Origin of the sequence: Salinivibrio sp. ML323 (genome assembly GCF_001995745.1) — a bacterium.
GTDB classification, from domain to species: Bacteria; Pseudomonadota; Gammaproteobacteria; order Enterobacterales; family Vibrionaceae; genus Salinivibrio; species Salinivibrio kushneri.
The window spans coordinates 118,501-132,870 of the sequence record NZ_MUES01000007.1; the positions used below are offsets into that span (position 1 = coordinate 118,501).

General features: G+C 49.8%; 12 protein-coding genes. 6 read left to right on the forward strand and 6 right to left on the reverse strand.

All coding sequences use genetic code 11. From position 1 onward, the window contains the following. Positions 1-41: 41 nt before the first annotated feature. Positions 42-404: a 6-carboxytetrahydropterin synthase QueD gene (queD, locus tag BZG13_RS07450; RefSeq protein ID WP_077486158.1), complete on the reverse strand. Its 363-nt coding sequence runs from the start codon at positions 402-404 to the stop codon at positions 42-44. Between the two features lie 264 nt (positions 405-668). On the opposite strand from queD, the gene BZG13_RS07455 reads away from it, so the two are divergent. From BZG13_RS07455 to BZG13_RS07470, 4 genes are all read left to right on the forward strand, one after another. Beyond that, entirely contained in the window at positions 669-2,288 is a 1,620-nt protein-coding gene (locus BZG13_RS07455) for a methyl-accepting chemotaxis protein (protein WP_077486159.1), read from the forward strand. A gap of 103 nt (positions 2,289-2,391) precedes the next feature. After that, complete coding sequence (gene asnS / locus BZG13_RS07460) at positions 2,392-3,792, forward strand: asparagine--tRNA ligase (protein ID WP_069362713.1); 1,401 nt, start codon at positions 2,392-2,394, stop codon at positions 3,790-3,792. Between the two features lie 192 nt (positions 3,793-3,984). Further along, positions 3,985-5,178 carry an amino acid aminotransferase gene (locus BZG13_RS07465; RefSeq protein WP_077486160.1) on the forward strand — a complete coding sequence of 398 codons (1,194 nt, stop codon included), beginning with the start codon at positions 3,985-3,987 and terminating at the stop codon, positions 5,176-5,178. Between the two features lie 165 nt (positions 5,179-5,343). After that, positions 5,344-6,897, forward strand: coding sequence for a methyl-accepting chemotaxis protein (locus BZG13_RS07470; RefSeq protein ID WP_077486161.1), 1,554 nt, complete (start codon positions 5,344-5,346; stop codon positions 6,895-6,897). 82 nt (positions 6,898-6,979) lie between these two features. On the opposite strand, the gene folE is transcribed toward BZG13_RS07470, so the two are convergent. Beyond that, on the reverse strand, positions 6,980-7,636 hold the full coding sequence (gene folE / locus BZG13_RS07475; protein WP_069362710.1) for a GTP cyclohydrolase I FolE: 657 nt from the start codon (positions 7,634-7,636) through the stop codon (positions 6,980-6,982). 566 nt (positions 7,637-8,202) lie between these two features. Between folE and BZG13_RS07480 the strand changes: the two genes are divergently transcribed. Continuing rightward, positions 8,203-8,703 carry an META domain-containing protein gene (locus BZG13_RS07480; protein ID WP_077486162.1) on the forward strand — a complete coding sequence of 167 codons (501 nt, stop codon included), beginning with the start codon at positions 8,203-8,205 and terminating at the stop codon, positions 8,701-8,703. Between the two features lie 63 nt (positions 8,704-8,766). On the opposite strand, the gene BZG13_RS07485 is transcribed toward BZG13_RS07480, so the two are convergent. The 3 genes from BZG13_RS07485 to BZG13_RS07495 all read right to left on the reverse strand — a co-directional run bounded on the left by BZG13_RS07485 (position 8,767) and on the right by BZG13_RS07495 (position 11,502). After that, positions 8,767-10,383 carry a CHASE domain-containing protein gene (locus tag BZG13_RS07485; RefSeq protein ID WP_077486163.1) on the reverse strand — a complete coding sequence of 539 codons (1,617 nt, stop codon included), beginning with the start codon at positions 10,381-10,383 and terminating at the stop codon, positions 8,767-8,769. Positions 10,384-10,574: 191 nt separating this feature from the next. Beyond that, the gene (locus tag BZG13_RS07490) at positions 10,575-10,769 is read right to left on the reverse strand and encodes a DUF4250 domain-containing protein (protein ID WP_069362708.1); all 195 of its coding nucleotides are present in this window, start codon (positions 10,767-10,769) and stop codon (positions 10,575-10,577) included. 61 nt (positions 10,770-10,830) lie between these two features. Further along, positions 10,831-11,502: a hypothetical protein gene (locus BZG13_RS07495; protein ID WP_077486164.1), complete on the reverse strand. Its 672-nt coding sequence runs from the start codon at positions 11,500-11,502 to the stop codon at positions 10,831-10,833. A gap of 146 nt (positions 11,503-11,648) precedes the next feature. Here BZG13_RS07495 and BZG13_RS07500 point away from each other — a divergent pair, with 146 nt between their 5' ends. Next, positions 11,649-12,956: a GGDEF domain-containing protein gene (locus BZG13_RS07500; RefSeq protein WP_077486165.1), complete on the forward strand. Its 1,308-nt coding sequence runs from the start codon at positions 11,649-11,651 to the stop codon at positions 12,954-12,956. 117 nt (positions 12,957-13,073) lie between these two features. On the opposite strand, the gene BZG13_RS07505 is transcribed toward BZG13_RS07500, so the two are convergent. Continuing rightward, entirely contained in the window at positions 13,074-14,291 is a 1,218-nt protein-coding gene (locus BZG13_RS07505) for an MFS transporter (protein WP_069362705.1), read from the reverse strand. Between the last annotated feature and the right edge of the window lie 79 nt (positions 14,292-14,370).

Here is a 14,370-nt window from a genome sequence, read left to right on the forward strand (position 1 = left end):
CGCCGCCGCTCAGATCCGTGACTCGTGCAACGCCACGCGCCTTAGTCACCGTAATAGGTACAGCCGGCTGTGCAGGTCTCTTTGACCATGACTTTACTGAGTAACGGTAAATCTGGCTTAACCTGTTGCCAAATCCACTTTGCGAGTACTTCGCTGGTCGGATTCTCCAGCCCTTCAATCTCATTGAGATAATAATGGTCAAGGCGGTTATAGATAGGCTTAAACGCCGCTTTGATTTCCGCAAAATCAATTACCCAGCCTGTGTGAGGATCCACCTCACCTTCTACATACAAACGCACGATAAAAGAGTGTCCATGTAGACGACCACACTTGTGTCCCTCAGGGACATTAGGAAGGTGGTGTGCCGCTTCAAAGGTGAACTCTTTAAACAACTCGGTGGTCATTTTATCTCTTCCAACAACAATACGAGGCCGCATGCTACTCAAATTAGCCGGATGACTCAATCGCATTTACTCGCCAAAATGTTATCCCAGCTTTTAGGGCATCAACAGCTCTCAACCGCCGGCATGTCTTATTTTTAGGACTAATTACGTCGATGAAATCACACATTTTATATGGGAACGCCCCCACTCGCGCACTCTAGGTTTAACATAGTGACTACAAGCTATAATTGATAAATCTATAAATTAATAGAAAATGGTTGACTCATGCGCATGACCCTTGCGAGCAAAATCCTTCTTGCTCTTTTTCTTGTTTTCGCTCTGGTGCTCGTCACGTCTTTGGCCTACCAATCTCATCAGCAAAAAGCACTGATGACATCGATTGTTAGTCAGCAAACGCTCGATAAAGCCTCTAACTATTTTGATAGCCTTAACATGTTGATGTTGACGGGCACCATCAGCCAACGAAATACCTTACGCGAAAAAATGCTTTCTCATGAAGGCATTGAAGAGGCACGTGTCATTCGCGCAGAGGCGATCACCCGCTTTTTCGGTCCAGGCAACCCTGAACAAGCCCCAAAAGATGACATTGACCAACGTGCGCTTGACGGTGAGACCATTGTCGAAACCTTTAACTCTGGATCCGGTGAGGGGCTGGTCGTGGCACTGCCGATGAAAGCCAGCAGTGATTATCGCGGCACCAACTGCCTGCAATGCCATGTTGCCGAAGAAGGAACAGTGCTAGGGGTGATTCGCCTGGAATACGACCTCGAGCCGCTTTACGGCACCATTGATAAAGAAATGCTTATTACTGCCGGGATCATGGGCAGTATTGCCGTGTTGGGTTTTCTGATCTCATTAACTGTGATCCGCCGTTGGGTGGTGTCTCCGCWGAAGCGGGTCTCTGCGTTTATGAAACGTACCAGCCATGATAAGAATCTGGCCGAGCGTCTCAACGATACCCGTGGCGATGAAATTGGTGAGCTATGTGATAGTTGTGACCAGCTACTTGATAACTTCTCTGCCAGCTTGCAACAAGTTCAACGCACCTCTGAAACGCTGTCAGCCGAGGCCATGAACTTGATTCGTGTGTCCAGCCATACTGATCAGTTAGCCGATAGCCAACGTCATGAAACCAATGATATGTCATCGGCGATCGATAATGTTCAACAGCATCAGCATGATATTCAAAACCGCACCCAAGAGGCGGCGCAACTGAGTGAGTCAGCCGCCACCAGTGCCAATCAAGGCAGTGACCTTGCCAATGTTGCCGCCAATGATATTCGCAAATTAGTCGAAGATATTAGCCAGGTACGCAGCCAAATTTTGGATGTAAACCAACAAAGCCAGCAAGTGACCACCATTTTAGGCGTGATTCGTGAAATTGCCGAACAAACCAACTTGCTCGCGTTAAATGCGGCAATCGAAGCGGCACGTGCTGGCGAACAAGGCCGCGGTTTTGCGGTCGTCGCCGAAGAAGTGCGTAACCTTGCTAGCCGCAGTCATGATGCCACTGGAGAAATCCAGACTATTATCGAGAACCTGTGTGCAGGTAGCGAAGCCTCGGCACAAGCAGTGGAAGCGACCAGTGACAGTGCTAATCAGCGCGGCGAAACTGTCATGGCGCTCTCTGAGGCGCTAGGCAACATCGCCGATCAAGTCACTACGGTGAATAACAACGCGGACGACATTAGCCAGCAAAGCGAGCACCAAGCGCAAATGACCGATGCCCTCCTCTCTCAAGTGGGTCGAATCCAAAGCCACGCGAATGACACCGCCAGCAATGCGAATGAAGTCAAAGCGATTAGCGCGAATCTTGAGCAACTGGTTGAGCAGTTAGAAGGATTAATTGGCCAATTTAAGCTCTCAGACTCGCCTAAGTCTTGAAGCTATACAGGATACAGGTAAACTTGCTAGCCTAACTTGCAAAATCAATGATGCGGTCATCACTGAATGGCCGTATTACCCTAAACGGAGATAGAAGCGAATTATGACATACGCGCCTGTAGTAGACGTCCTGCGCGGCAAGGCGGCAGTCGACACTGAAGTGACTGTGCGTGGATGGGTCCGGTCACGCCGAGATTCCAAAGCCGGTATTTCTTTCCTTGCCATTTACGATGGTTCTTGTTTTGACCCTATTCAGGCCGTGGTCCCTAATGAGCTGGATAATTATCAGCAAGACGTTCTTCGCTTGACCGCTGGTTGCTCGGTCGAAGTCACGGGTAACGTGGTCGAGTCGCCAGGAAAAGGCCAAGCCTATGAGCTGCAAGCCACAGCCGTGAAAGTCGTCGGTTGGGTAGACGACCCTGATACCTATCCGATGGCGAAAACACGTCATTCTATCGAATACTTGCGTGAAGTGGCCCATTTGCGCCCACGCTCAAACGTGATTGGTGCGGTGGCGCGCGTTCGCCACACCTTGTCACAAGCGATCCATCGCTTTTTCCATGAGCAAGGCTACTACTGGATGTCTGCGCCATTGATCACCGCCTCAGACTGTGAAGGTGCTGGCGAGATGTTCCGCGTCTCTAGCTTGGACTTGGCGAATGTGCCCAAAACCGAACAAGGCGACGTCGACTTTGACCAAGACTTTTTCGGCAAAGAAGCCTTCTTGACTGTATCCGGCCAGCTAAACGCCGAAACCTATGCCTGTGCGTTGAGCAAAGTCTACACCTTCGGCCCAACCTTCCGTGCTGAAAACTCAAACACCAGCCGTCACTTGGCGGAGTTTTGGATGGTCGAGCCGGAAGTGGCGTTTGCCGATCTGGATGATTCAGCGGCCCTCGCAGAAGCCATGCTCAAGTACGTGTTCAAAGCGGTGCTTGAAGAGCGCCAAGACGACATGAAATTCTTTGAGCAACGCATTAACAAAGACGTACTCACGCGTCTAGAAAAGTTCGTTAATGCAGATTTTGCCCAAGTGGATTACACCGATGCGGTCACCATCTTGCAAAACAGCGGCCAAACTTTTGAGTTCCCAGTAGAATGGGGAATCGATTTAGCCTCTGAGCACGAGCGCTATCTTGCAGAAGAGCACTTTAATGCCCCGGTGGTCGTTAAAAACTACCCGAAAGATATTAAAGCCTTCTACATGCGCATGAACGATGACGGCAAAACCGTTGCCGCGATGGACGTGCTAGCACCAGGCATTGGCGAAATTATCGGTGGTTCTCAGCGTGAAGAGCGTCTTGATGTGCTTGACCAACGCCTAGAAGAAATGGGTCTTGAGAAAGAAGATTTCTGGTGGTACCGCGATCTTCGTCGCTACGGCACTGTCCCTCATTCAGGCTTTGGCTTGGGCTTTGAGCGTCTCGTTTCCTACGTGACAGGGATGAGCAATATTCGCGATGTGATCCCGTTCCCTCGCTCACCACGCAATGCCAACTTCTAAATAAACTCGCGATTCAAAAGGCTGCATGTTGCAGCCTTTTTCTTGTGTTTTGACTACGTAAGTCGCGCTTTTACAGCATAAACCGATACCGAACGCACAACTGGCCGCTTGTCCTCCGGTTTCTATTGTTCTCGACAAGTGTTATAAAAAAGCCAGTTTGACTTTCATTCATCATAACCATGGACGACACCAATGTTTGAGAAAATCTCTGCCGCTCCCGCTGATCCTATTCTAGGACTGACTGAAGAATATAAAGCTGACCCACGTGAAGACAAAATCAATCTCGGGGTGGGCGTCTACAAAAACGAGCACGGTGAGACACCGGTACTCCCTTCTGTTAAAAAAGCCGAAGCACTACTTCTCGACAGAGAAAACACCAAGTCTTACTTAAGCATTCCCGGCACGGCCGAATATGGCCTCGCGGTGCAACAACTGCTGTTTGGTGAGCAAGCTGACGTGATCAACGACAAACGCGCACATACCGCACACTCTCCAGGTGGCACCGGCGCGCTTCGCTTGGCTGGTGAGTTTATTAAACGTCATCTTGGCGAGGTGACAGTGTGGATCAGCAATCCAACCTGGGCCAACCACAAAGGCGTTTTTACGGCTGCTGGCCTCCCTCTTGCTGAGTACAGCTATTATGACGCGGCCAAGAATGATAAAGATTTCGAGGCAATGGTCGCTGATCTCGAGCAGGCAAACGCAGGTGATGTTGTGCTGCTCCACGGTTGCTGCCATAACCCAACAGGCATCGACCCTACCGAGCAAGAGTGGCAAGCCCTCGCTGAGCTATGTCAGCGTAAAGGCCTATTGCCGATGTTCGACTTTGCCTATCAAGGTTTCGCCACTGGTGTCGAAGAAGATGCCGCCGGCTTACGCATTTTTACCAAGGTGTGTCCCGAGCTGCTTATCGCCAGTTCGTTCTCGAAAAACTTTGGCTTGTATAACGAACGAGTGGGTGCATTCACGCTCGTTGGCCGTAACCAAGAAGAAGCCACCAAGGCCTTTAGTCAGGTGAAAACCATCGCTCGCGTTATCTACTCTAATCCACCTGCTCATGGTGCCGCCGTCGTCACCACCATCTTGAATGACGCGACGCTCAAAGCGCAGTGGTTGCAAGAGCTGGCGGACATGCGCGATCGCATCAAAACCATGCGTACCGAGTTTGTCAAAACATTGAAAGCGCAAGGCGTGTCGCGTGACTTTAGCTTTATCGAGCAGCAAAACGGCATGTTCTCGTTCTCTGGGCTCAATAAAGACCAAGTCAATGCATTAAAAGCTGATCATGGCGTGTATATCGTCGGCTCAGGCCGTTTAAATGTGGCAGGCATGACGCACACTAACATGGTGCCACTTTGCACTGCCATCGCAAAGGTTTTAGACTAGGCACCGCTGTCTTAAAACTGAAACAAAGGGCCGCAAGGCCCTTTTTTTTATGGGCCACGCCCAGAAAGAAACAATTTATTAACACAATTATTAATAAAAATCTCCAGCCACTACACTAATACCAATAAGGCTTTTAATTGACTGTGACCAAAAAAGATAAAGACTATGAGCAATAATGAAGTTGTATTTGGTGACGATGAGCGCCTCGTCTCGACCACTGATAAGCGCGGGGTGATTACCTACTGTAATCCTGAGTTTATTCGCATCGCTGGCTACGATGAAGAAGAACTCACAGGTGCGCCTCACAATATTATTCGTCACGCCGATATGCCCAAAGCGGCATTTGCAGATATGTGGCGCGCCTTAAAAGCCAACCAACCTTGGCGCGGCATAGTTAAAAACCGTTGTAAAAACGGCGATTACTATTGGGTAGACGCCTATGTCACTCCCATTTATGAGCACGGCCAAGTCACTGGCTATCAGTCCGTCAGGGTGAAGCCTGATCCGGCCGTCAAACATCGCGCCGCACAAGCTTACCAAGCTCTGTGCCGGGCCGAGAAAAATGGTAAATCCATGAAGCAGTTATCGGTTGCCGATATTCCTGCGGCGTTGAAGTACACATTCATGGGGTTGGGATTGGTCGCCGCCCCTGTGTCGCTTATTTTCGATAACGCCATATCGGGCTGGGATATTGCAGGTGCCATTGCGATGCCTTTAGTGCTCGGTACCCTCTTTCGTGATGAGCTGTTCACCTTGCCTACTCTCGCGCGTGGCATACAGGACAATTACGACAGTATCAGCCGTTATATCTACTCGGGGACCGGGCTTAGCTCTGTGGTTGATTATAAAGTGAAAATGCTCAACGCCCGCATTCGCACCATTCTTGGGCGCATGCTCGATGCTTCACTGTCACTGAATCAATTTTCAGATGAGTTGAGCGCATTATCAACACGCGTGTCCGATGCCATCAATAAACAAAGCCATCAGATTTCCTCGATTGCCGGTAACATTGATCATGCCTCTGAATCGGCGAACAAGGTATCTGATAACGCCCAGCAAAGTGTTGAGCGACTGCAATCAGTCCAGCAGCAAAGCAAAGAAACCGAGGCCTTGTTACAACAAACGGGCGAGCAGCTAAAAACGCTCTCTCAACAATCGGAAAATTCGCTCACCGCGACGCAACAGCTGTCTGCCACCGCCGAGCGTGTGACCGAGTCAATGAGTGAGATCAGTGGGATTGCCGAGCAGACGAATTTGCTGGCGCTGAATGCGGCGATTGAAGCGGCACGCGCCGGAGAACAGGGCCGAGGCTTTGCGGTTGTTGCCGATGAAGTGCGGGCGCTTTCCAGTCGGACGCAAACGGCCACAGAGCAAATTCAGTCATCGATTCAAGAAATGCACGACACCATTTCGCATTGGCAAACCCAAATTCACGAAAGCCACGAACAAACGCAAGCGTGTGTTGATACCACCGATCACAGCATTGCGAGCCTAAACTCGGTCAGAAATGCCATCGCAGATGTGGTGGACCGTACGAATGAAACGCATCACTCTGCCCAAGCGCAATTAGAGAGCTTCACAGCCATTAGCCAAGAGATCCATGATATCGAATCGGTTTCTCAGCAAAACCTCAACGAGGTTAACGACGTTTCCGAGGCAAGTAGCCAGCTGCGAGATAAAGTGCGCCAGTTCCACGATATTGCTCGGCAATTTGAGTAAACGGCCAACGTCTCCACGTTAAATGTACTAAAAAAGCCCCAACCTGTTTCCAGATCGGGGCTTTTTATCTCTATGTTGGCCGTTATTGAATGCCGTGCAAAAACTCAGCCCGTGTTGCGGCGTTCTTTTTGAACAACCCACCCAGTGCGGTGGTGGTTGTCTCACTGTTGGCATCCATCACACCGCGAGATTTGACGCAATAATGTGTCGCTTCGATACGTACCGCTACATCCTCGGTTTCTAGTAATGTTTGCAATGCCACCAGTACCTGGCGGGTCAGTCGCTCTTGCACTTGTGGCCGTTGGGAGAAGAAACGTACGATCCGGTTGATCTTCGACAGGCCAAGTACCTTATTATTGGGGAGATACGCCACCGTCGCTCGGCCATCAATGGTGACCAAATGGTGCTCACAGGTGCTGGTGACCGAGATGTCTTTGACGCGCACCATCTCATCACAACCCATCTTGTTATCAATCATGGTGACTTTGGGAAATTGCGAATAATCCAAGCCTGAGAAAATCTCATCAACATACATCTTGGCAATGCGAGCCGGTGTCTCGGCCAAGCTATCATCGGTGAGGTCTAAATCGATCGACTGCAGGATTTCACGCATGTGAAACTCAATTTTTTCTTTTCGTTCTTCAGAAGACATCGCGGATTTAGCCGTCATTGGGGTTTCAATACCGCGAGCAATCAACGCTTCCTGAACTTTTTTTGCAGCATCGCTCAATGCCATGATGGATTCCTTTTTGGGTCTGCCCTAGCCGTTCTTTTACTTACACACTGTGGCCAGTGTCGGATCAGTGCTGTCACTAAATAGAAGCATAACGTTAATATCTAAAAAATACACCTCGTGGATGCTGTGGTTTTACTGTCTGGCGTCTAAGTGGACAAGTGCGCGGGCGAAATTGTCAAGGAAAGTGAACACATTCGCTGAAAAGTCATATCATTACCTGCCGCGGATCACCTCTCGATGGTGTCGCTTTTTTCTTATCCCATTCTATCAGTGAAACTCAATTGTCATTTTTTCTTGATAATCTCCCCTATAACTTGCCTCAGTCTTGGATCGCAGGCGAGCCATAATCAGACAGACAAAAATGTGGCTGTCATGCGCCAGCGATAAAACGAGATTTCAATAATAATAAGACACGCGATGGTATATCTTGCCCCCTCTACCGGGGGCTTTTTTTATCGCCTAGCAAAAAAGACACTGGCTTGACATAAACTCACACTTTTATTGGCATACTTGTTACTAACTTGGCTACGCTTGAATTGAAACCCACTGTTAGTGACTAAGGAGTCATTATGAAAAAACACGTGTTGATGGCAGTCATGCTCGCTGCCGGGGTGACCGCTTGTAGTAACGGTCAGTATGCCGGAGGCGATAATGGCAGCGTGACAAGCTCTGGTGTTGCACAGCAATGGCAACTGACCATGGTCGATCAACAAGCTATCAGTGCGGAAGGAACCCCAACGCTTACCATTAATAAGGATATGGGCGTAAGCGGCTTTAGTGGCTGCAATCGCTATTTTGGTAACGCTGAACTGAAGAGTCACCGCTTTAAAGTGGCGCCAATGGCAAGTACCAAAATGGCTTGCTCATCGAGTGCGATGGAGCTCGAACAAACCATGAGTCAGGTGCTAAGCCAATGGAGTGAGGCAACCATGCGAGGTAACAGTCTCGTGCTTAGCAACGAGGCCCATACCTTAGTGTTCACCGCGGTTAACACACAAAAACCAGACGACGATCCCTTGCTTAAAAGCCCGGCCGTTAGCGACCGTTTCAACAAGGGTGAAGAGTACTAACGCCGAATCAGTGTATAAAAACTTAACAGACGTAAGAGCGGTGCATGTGTACCGCTCTGATTTTCATGGATCAATACTTTTGTTATCCTGATTGGACGCGCTGATTTCCATCCAGTGCCACCCAGTATCATTATCCGCTTTTGCACGGGTCAACCCAATTTCCCCATACGCATGTAATCGCGAAGCCATCATCTCTTTTTGATCGCTCACCGTTACCCCGCCAACAAACACCCTGACACGATCTTCCGGCTCTCCTTCAAACGCCACCTGTAATCGGTTAACGGCCGCGACACATTCTTCCGCCAACCGCTCTGCCCCCTCCGTCCGCGGTAAAATGGCCACAAACTGGCTACCGGTAAACCGACACACCAGATCACCAGGCCGCTTTAGCATCTCATCCAGTACCTGTGCAATTTGTCGAATCAATTGATCTCCGGCCATTCGGCCATATTGTTTGTTGTAATTAGAAAGATGCTGGACCTCTACCACCATCAGGCTCAGCGACGTATCATCGCGAAGCGCGCGTTGTATTTCACGCTCTAACTCTTGCTCAAACTGGGTACGGTTGTATAGTCCGGTGAGGCCATCACACTTAGTCATTGATTCGAGTCGACTATTGGCTTCTTTCAATGCGTGCGTTTTTTGATCAACTTGTACCTGAACACTGTAGGCGCGAGACTGCAGGCGATAAAGCAGGTAGCAAATGAGCAAAAATATGCCACTGCCAATGAGAAACGTCCAAAGCGGCACCCAACTTTGTCTTGCCTGCATATACCTAACGGTCGGGTAGCCAATCAGCTCCCATTCGCGTCCCGCAAAGAAGATAGGATTCGCGGGCTGTTGCGCGAGTGAATCTTTCATCTGTGCTAATTCTACTCGCTGTGTATGAAGCACTTGGCGATGATTCGGATCGGTGGAATCAATCAAGGTATAATTAATCCCGTCATTAATGACCGTATCTATCGCCAAGTTGACCAAGGTATTGACATCAATCACCGCCACCAGAAAGCCGCGCAAATCTCGCGTGTCTTCCCCACCTAACTGTTCTGGATCCAATAAAATCGGCATGATCAATAAAAAGCCGCGCACATTGCCGTAGGCGCGCTCAATAGTGGTCGCTGGCGTGGCGACAGGGACGCCGGTATTAAAACTGGTCTTGAGGGCCTGACGAGTCACCGGCGTGGAGCCAAGATCGAAACCGATCACCGCGGCCTCATTATTCTCACCGGAGGTGAACCTGAGCGGGAAGTACATATCACGCCGTTGCGCGGGTATCAGTTGGTTGTTTTCATCCAACTCGACAATATTAAACTGTGAAGACGTGGCACCTCTTTCTTCCATTCCTTGAACGTAATGGCGGCGCTGGTGGTGCATCACAATGTCCACCCACTCTATCGATTTAAAGCTGGGGTGGCGTGTCAGTACACCGGACGTGAGCGGTTGAAAATTACGCGCATCTAATCGATGCCCCGCGTCAAAATGATTCTTGACGGCATAGAGCAATTCAAGGCCAAGATTCACCTCTCGCGCTAACGCCATTGCGGCGTTGTTCACGTCTTTATGCAGCTCTTTGCGAATCGCCTCTTGCTCTTTTTGATACAGCAAGTGAGCGGTTAAGGCTGCAAACCCCACGCCAATCAGTGCGGTTAATACAATTACGCTCCATGCTCGTCGCGGCATCAGGGTCGTCCTTATAGCGTGTATTCCACGTGATAAAACAGAGAGTTCACTGACTCTCTCCCTTAATAAGCGTAGTGGGCAGAACAATAAACGATCAAATTTTTAACAAAACAACGGGGTCTGTCTACGAAGGGATGAAAGAAGAGTTAGAGTGCGACTCACCGTCTATGCAGTGAGCCGCAGGTTAGACGCTATTTAAGCCTTAATTGATTGGTAAGCGGGTCGTACTCACAACCAATATCATCAAACTTATTTTGCAATTGATCGTGGTCGAGATCTAAATGCGCCATCAGTGCTTCTAAGCTATCACACTCAAGGCGCAGTCTTTCATTGACAATGCCATAGAAGATAGCACCATCTAATCGGCTGATGTTGTGGATATCCATACCCTCTCCTTGCACTGAAGACCGCACCTTGAGTATAGATCCGAGGCGAAAAAGTGCCTAATTAAGCCATGACGAGTCGCGTCAGACTGATATTCGCCAATAGCATAAATCCAAAGCCCACGCTCACGCGCCAAAACACAGGCGATGTTTGCTTCAGTAGGTGCCAAATCTGTGCCGCCACCCCGAGCAAACCTAGGCCGGCACCCGCCATGATGGCGTTGATGTCAGTTGTTGCCGATGGGCTGAGTGCAGACAACAGCGCGGCCAATACCATCCCCCCCATAAAGGCCACTACACTGATTAGAGGGAGCAAACGATCAAAAGCTTGCAGTCGCGAGCGCGCACGCACTAACAAACTGTGGCCAAGGCTCGCCCCGAGAATCACCAGTTGCAAGGCTCCCATCATTAACATTCCGCCACCGTGCGCGGCGAGTATGACAATCCATGCAACAAAACCCAATAAATTTGCGACATGAAGCAAAGGAATGGGACCGGAGTGACGCGTTTTACCTGTTTTTGATCGAAAAGCAAAAATCCCTAACAACAAAAAGGGTAAACTGGCGAACAACGTAAATGGAACTAATATCAACCACGCAAAAACAGGCACCCAGAAAGCGTGATGGAACCGACCCCGTTGGCCTGGGCATATTTCCCCTTTTAATAACGCCAGCGAGAGCACCAGCTGTACCCCTAGAACTGCCGAGGCAACCGCAGGAGCGAGTAACGTATACATAATGAAGAGCACCTTACGTATCTCAATAAAAAATAGTCAATTATTCGTTTTATTGCATTAAAAAGTTGGCTAGATCACATTGAATGCAAGAAACACAGTCAAAATAAACAACAAACTGGCATGTTTACACGCTTATACCAACCTTTATGACAGAAAAAAATAACATGACCGCGCAGCATGATAGTACCAAAGCGGCGGACGCAACTGGAACCTTTGCACAGACGGGAACCACAATGGGTGCAATGATGAGTGAAACCTTAGGCCATATTGTCTACAAGCTGCAAATATCATTCCTTGAGCTGTGGAGTGCTAAAAAGCACGCAAACAGCTTTAATAATACACGCAGCACCTATCTGCGCAGCCGATTGTGCGTGTTGTGTTACGTATGGGCCGCTCTGACCATTGCGTGGTCACCCGCTGATTTTTTATTTCTCGCTGACAAAATGGCCGCGGCGCAGCTCTCGCTGCAACGCCTTTTGTTAGCGGGTATGCTTATTACCATTGGTTACGCGGTCAATCGCGCTAATAATCTCAAATCAGCAAAACTTGGCTTGATCGCCATGGTACTCGCTACCAACGCCTTCTATTTATCCGCCAGCCACACTTTAGGCTTTCCCACCGACAACGCGGCATTCTCTTACAGCTACACCTTGCTGCCCATTATTCAGATTGTCATGCTGACCATCTTCCCGCTCACAATGCGGGAAAGCCTACTCTTGATGTCGATAACCCTGATTTGCCACTTATGGGTTGATTCGTTCAGTGCCACCATGACCAGCCCAGACAATATCGCTTCGTATTGGCTACAAACCGTCATTGCCTTCATGGTGGTATGGTCACAGCTTTCTCAACTCCACATGATTTTGCGCCTATACCGGCAAGCGACGCTCGACCCGTTAACAGGCATTTATAATCGCCGGATGCTATTACAGCTGGCTATGCGCGCGCTGGCCGTTAGTGAAGAGAGGCACTCGCCATTCTCCGTCTTACTGCTTGATTTAGATAAGTTCAAGCGGATTAATGACAAGTGGGGGCACTACGCAGGCGATGTGGTATTGCAATCATTTACTCGCACCGTACAAGAACGTTTGAGAAAGGCCGATATTTTCGGTCGATTTGGTGGCGAGGAATTTATTGTCTTCCTACCTAAATGTAATGGTGAGGTCACCGCGCAAATCGCCGAACGTTTGCTGGGGGAAATTCGAGAAATGGATGTCTATATCGATGAAAGCCATACCCCGTTGAAAGTCACTGCGTCGATAGGCCTCTCCACGCTGCAACCGGGCGACACGCTTTCATCCTTGATAGAGCGCGCCGACAGTGCTCTCTACCAAGCAAAAGCCGAAGGGAGAGACTGTATACGCACCTATCAGCCAAGCAAACAAACGGGGTTTGACGCCAGAAACTCTGTCAGCCGTGACAATATCGACATGCCGACCGAAACATCGCTGTAGCGAAGCGATCGGTCGCAAAGGAGCCAATATTGGCTGCCAGCAGGCAACGCAGTTATCGCAATCCGCTCTCTGAGAAGGGCGTCGGACGACGCCCTGTTCGCTGCACCGAGTTAAAGCTCAGGGTGCCACAACATGCGCGTGGCGCTGGCTTTCTCGACGACGGCGCATAACACGGGAAAGGCCAAATACCAGTCCCAATAAAACCGTGATAAGCACTAAGGCCGCAATCACCACACCTGGCCATGCATAGTGTTGCCAAGCCGCGATGAGATAAAACCCACCAAGGCTGCCACCAACATAATAATGCACTAAATACAAAGCCGTTGCCGTTGCTTTACCCTGTGCGGCTTGGCGACTGACCCACCCATAAGCGAGTGAGTGAGTAAAGAACGCGCCACCACTCACAATCAATAGCCCCACCACCATCCAAAGCACCTGACTGCTCAAGGTCACCAACACCCCCAGCATAGCGACACAAGTACCAAAAGCCATGCCTTTGATGGCGCCGAAATGCAGCACCCAACGCCCACTCAAACGCGATGTCACTGTACCGGCGAGGTAACAAACAAACACTGAAGACACGAGACTGACGGGTAACTGGTAAGGCGCAGCCACCAAACGAAACGCTATCACCGAAAACAAATTCACGAATAACGCAAAGTTCACCCCACCTATAAGCATCGCCAGCCACAACTTGGGTGTGCGAAGATGCGTGAGCACCCCGCGAGAATGGACAAGTAAAGAGGTATTACCAGGCGAAAAATAACGCTGACGCGGTAAAAGTTTACTCACGATGGCCACGCCTACCAAGGAGAAAACGGTCATCGCCATCACCGCGCCATGCCATCCCCACCAATCTGTCATCATCCCACCGAACACACGACCCGAGATCCCGCCTAGAGAGTTCGCACTGATATAGCTGCCCACGGCAATCGCGAGCGCCTCCGGTGAGAACTCTTCCGCCATATACGCCACGGCGACCGCGGCAAACCCACCTAGGGCAATACCAACCAACGCGCGTAAACCGACGATGATCCAAAAAGAAGAGCTAGTGGCGATAATAAGGCCAATCACAGGAAGCATCCAAAGGCTCACCAGCATCACGGGGCGCCGACCGACTCGCTCCGACAGCACGGCCCAAGGCACCAGTGAAAAAGAAAGGCCCAACGTGGTAGCCGCAAGTAGCCAATTCGCCCGTGTTTCGCTGATCCCATCAGTCGCGGCAAAGACAGGTAGCATAGGTTGAAACAGATAAAGATTACAAAAAATCAAAAAGGAGCCGAATGCGAGTGCAAACGCGGTCAATCGATAACGTGGTGAGCCAAGCTCTATCATGAAAACCTCACCGTCAGGCTAAGATGTGATCATGCTAACAACGGTCCTATGATTAATAAAATATATTAAATATATCTTC

Coding starts and splice junctions, on each gene's coding strand:
- BZG13_RS07485 (WP_077486163.1), bottom strand. CDS start 10,383: ATGCCGCGACGAGCATGGAGCGTAATTGTATTAACCGCACTGATTGGC.
- BZG13_RS07505 (WP_069362705.1), bottom strand. CDS start 14,291: ATGATAGAGCTTGGCTCACCACGTTATCGATTGACCGCGTTTGCACTC.
- BZG13_RS07495 (WP_077486164.1), bottom strand. CDS start 11,502: ATGTATACGTTACTCGCTCCTGCGGTTGCCTCGGCAGTTCTAGGGGTA.
- asnS (WP_069362713.1), top strand. CDS start 2,392: ATGACATACGCGCCTGTAGTAGACGTCCTGCGCGGCAAGGCGGCAGTC.
- BZG13_RS07470 (WP_077486161.1), top strand. CDS start 5,344: ATGAGCAATAATGAAGTTGTATTTGGTGACGATGAGCGCCTCGTCTCG.
- queD (WP_077486158.1), bottom strand. CDS start 404: ATGACCACCGAGTTGTTTAAAGAGTTCACCTTTGAAGCGGCACACCAC.
- BZG13_RS07500 (WP_077486165.1), top strand. CDS start 11,649: ATGACAGAAAAAAATAACATGACCGCGCAGCATGATAGTACCAAAGCG.
- BZG13_RS07480 (WP_077486162.1), top strand. CDS start 8,203: ATGAAAAAACACGTGTTGATGGCAGTCATGCTCGCTGCCGGGGTGACC.
- BZG13_RS07490 (WP_069362708.1), bottom strand. CDS start 10,769: ATGGATATCCACAACATCAGCCGATTAGATGGTGCTATCTTCTATGGC.
- BZG13_RS07465 (WP_077486160.1), top strand. CDS start 3,985: ATGTTTGAGAAAATCTCTGCCGCTCCCGCTGATCCTATTCTAGGACTG.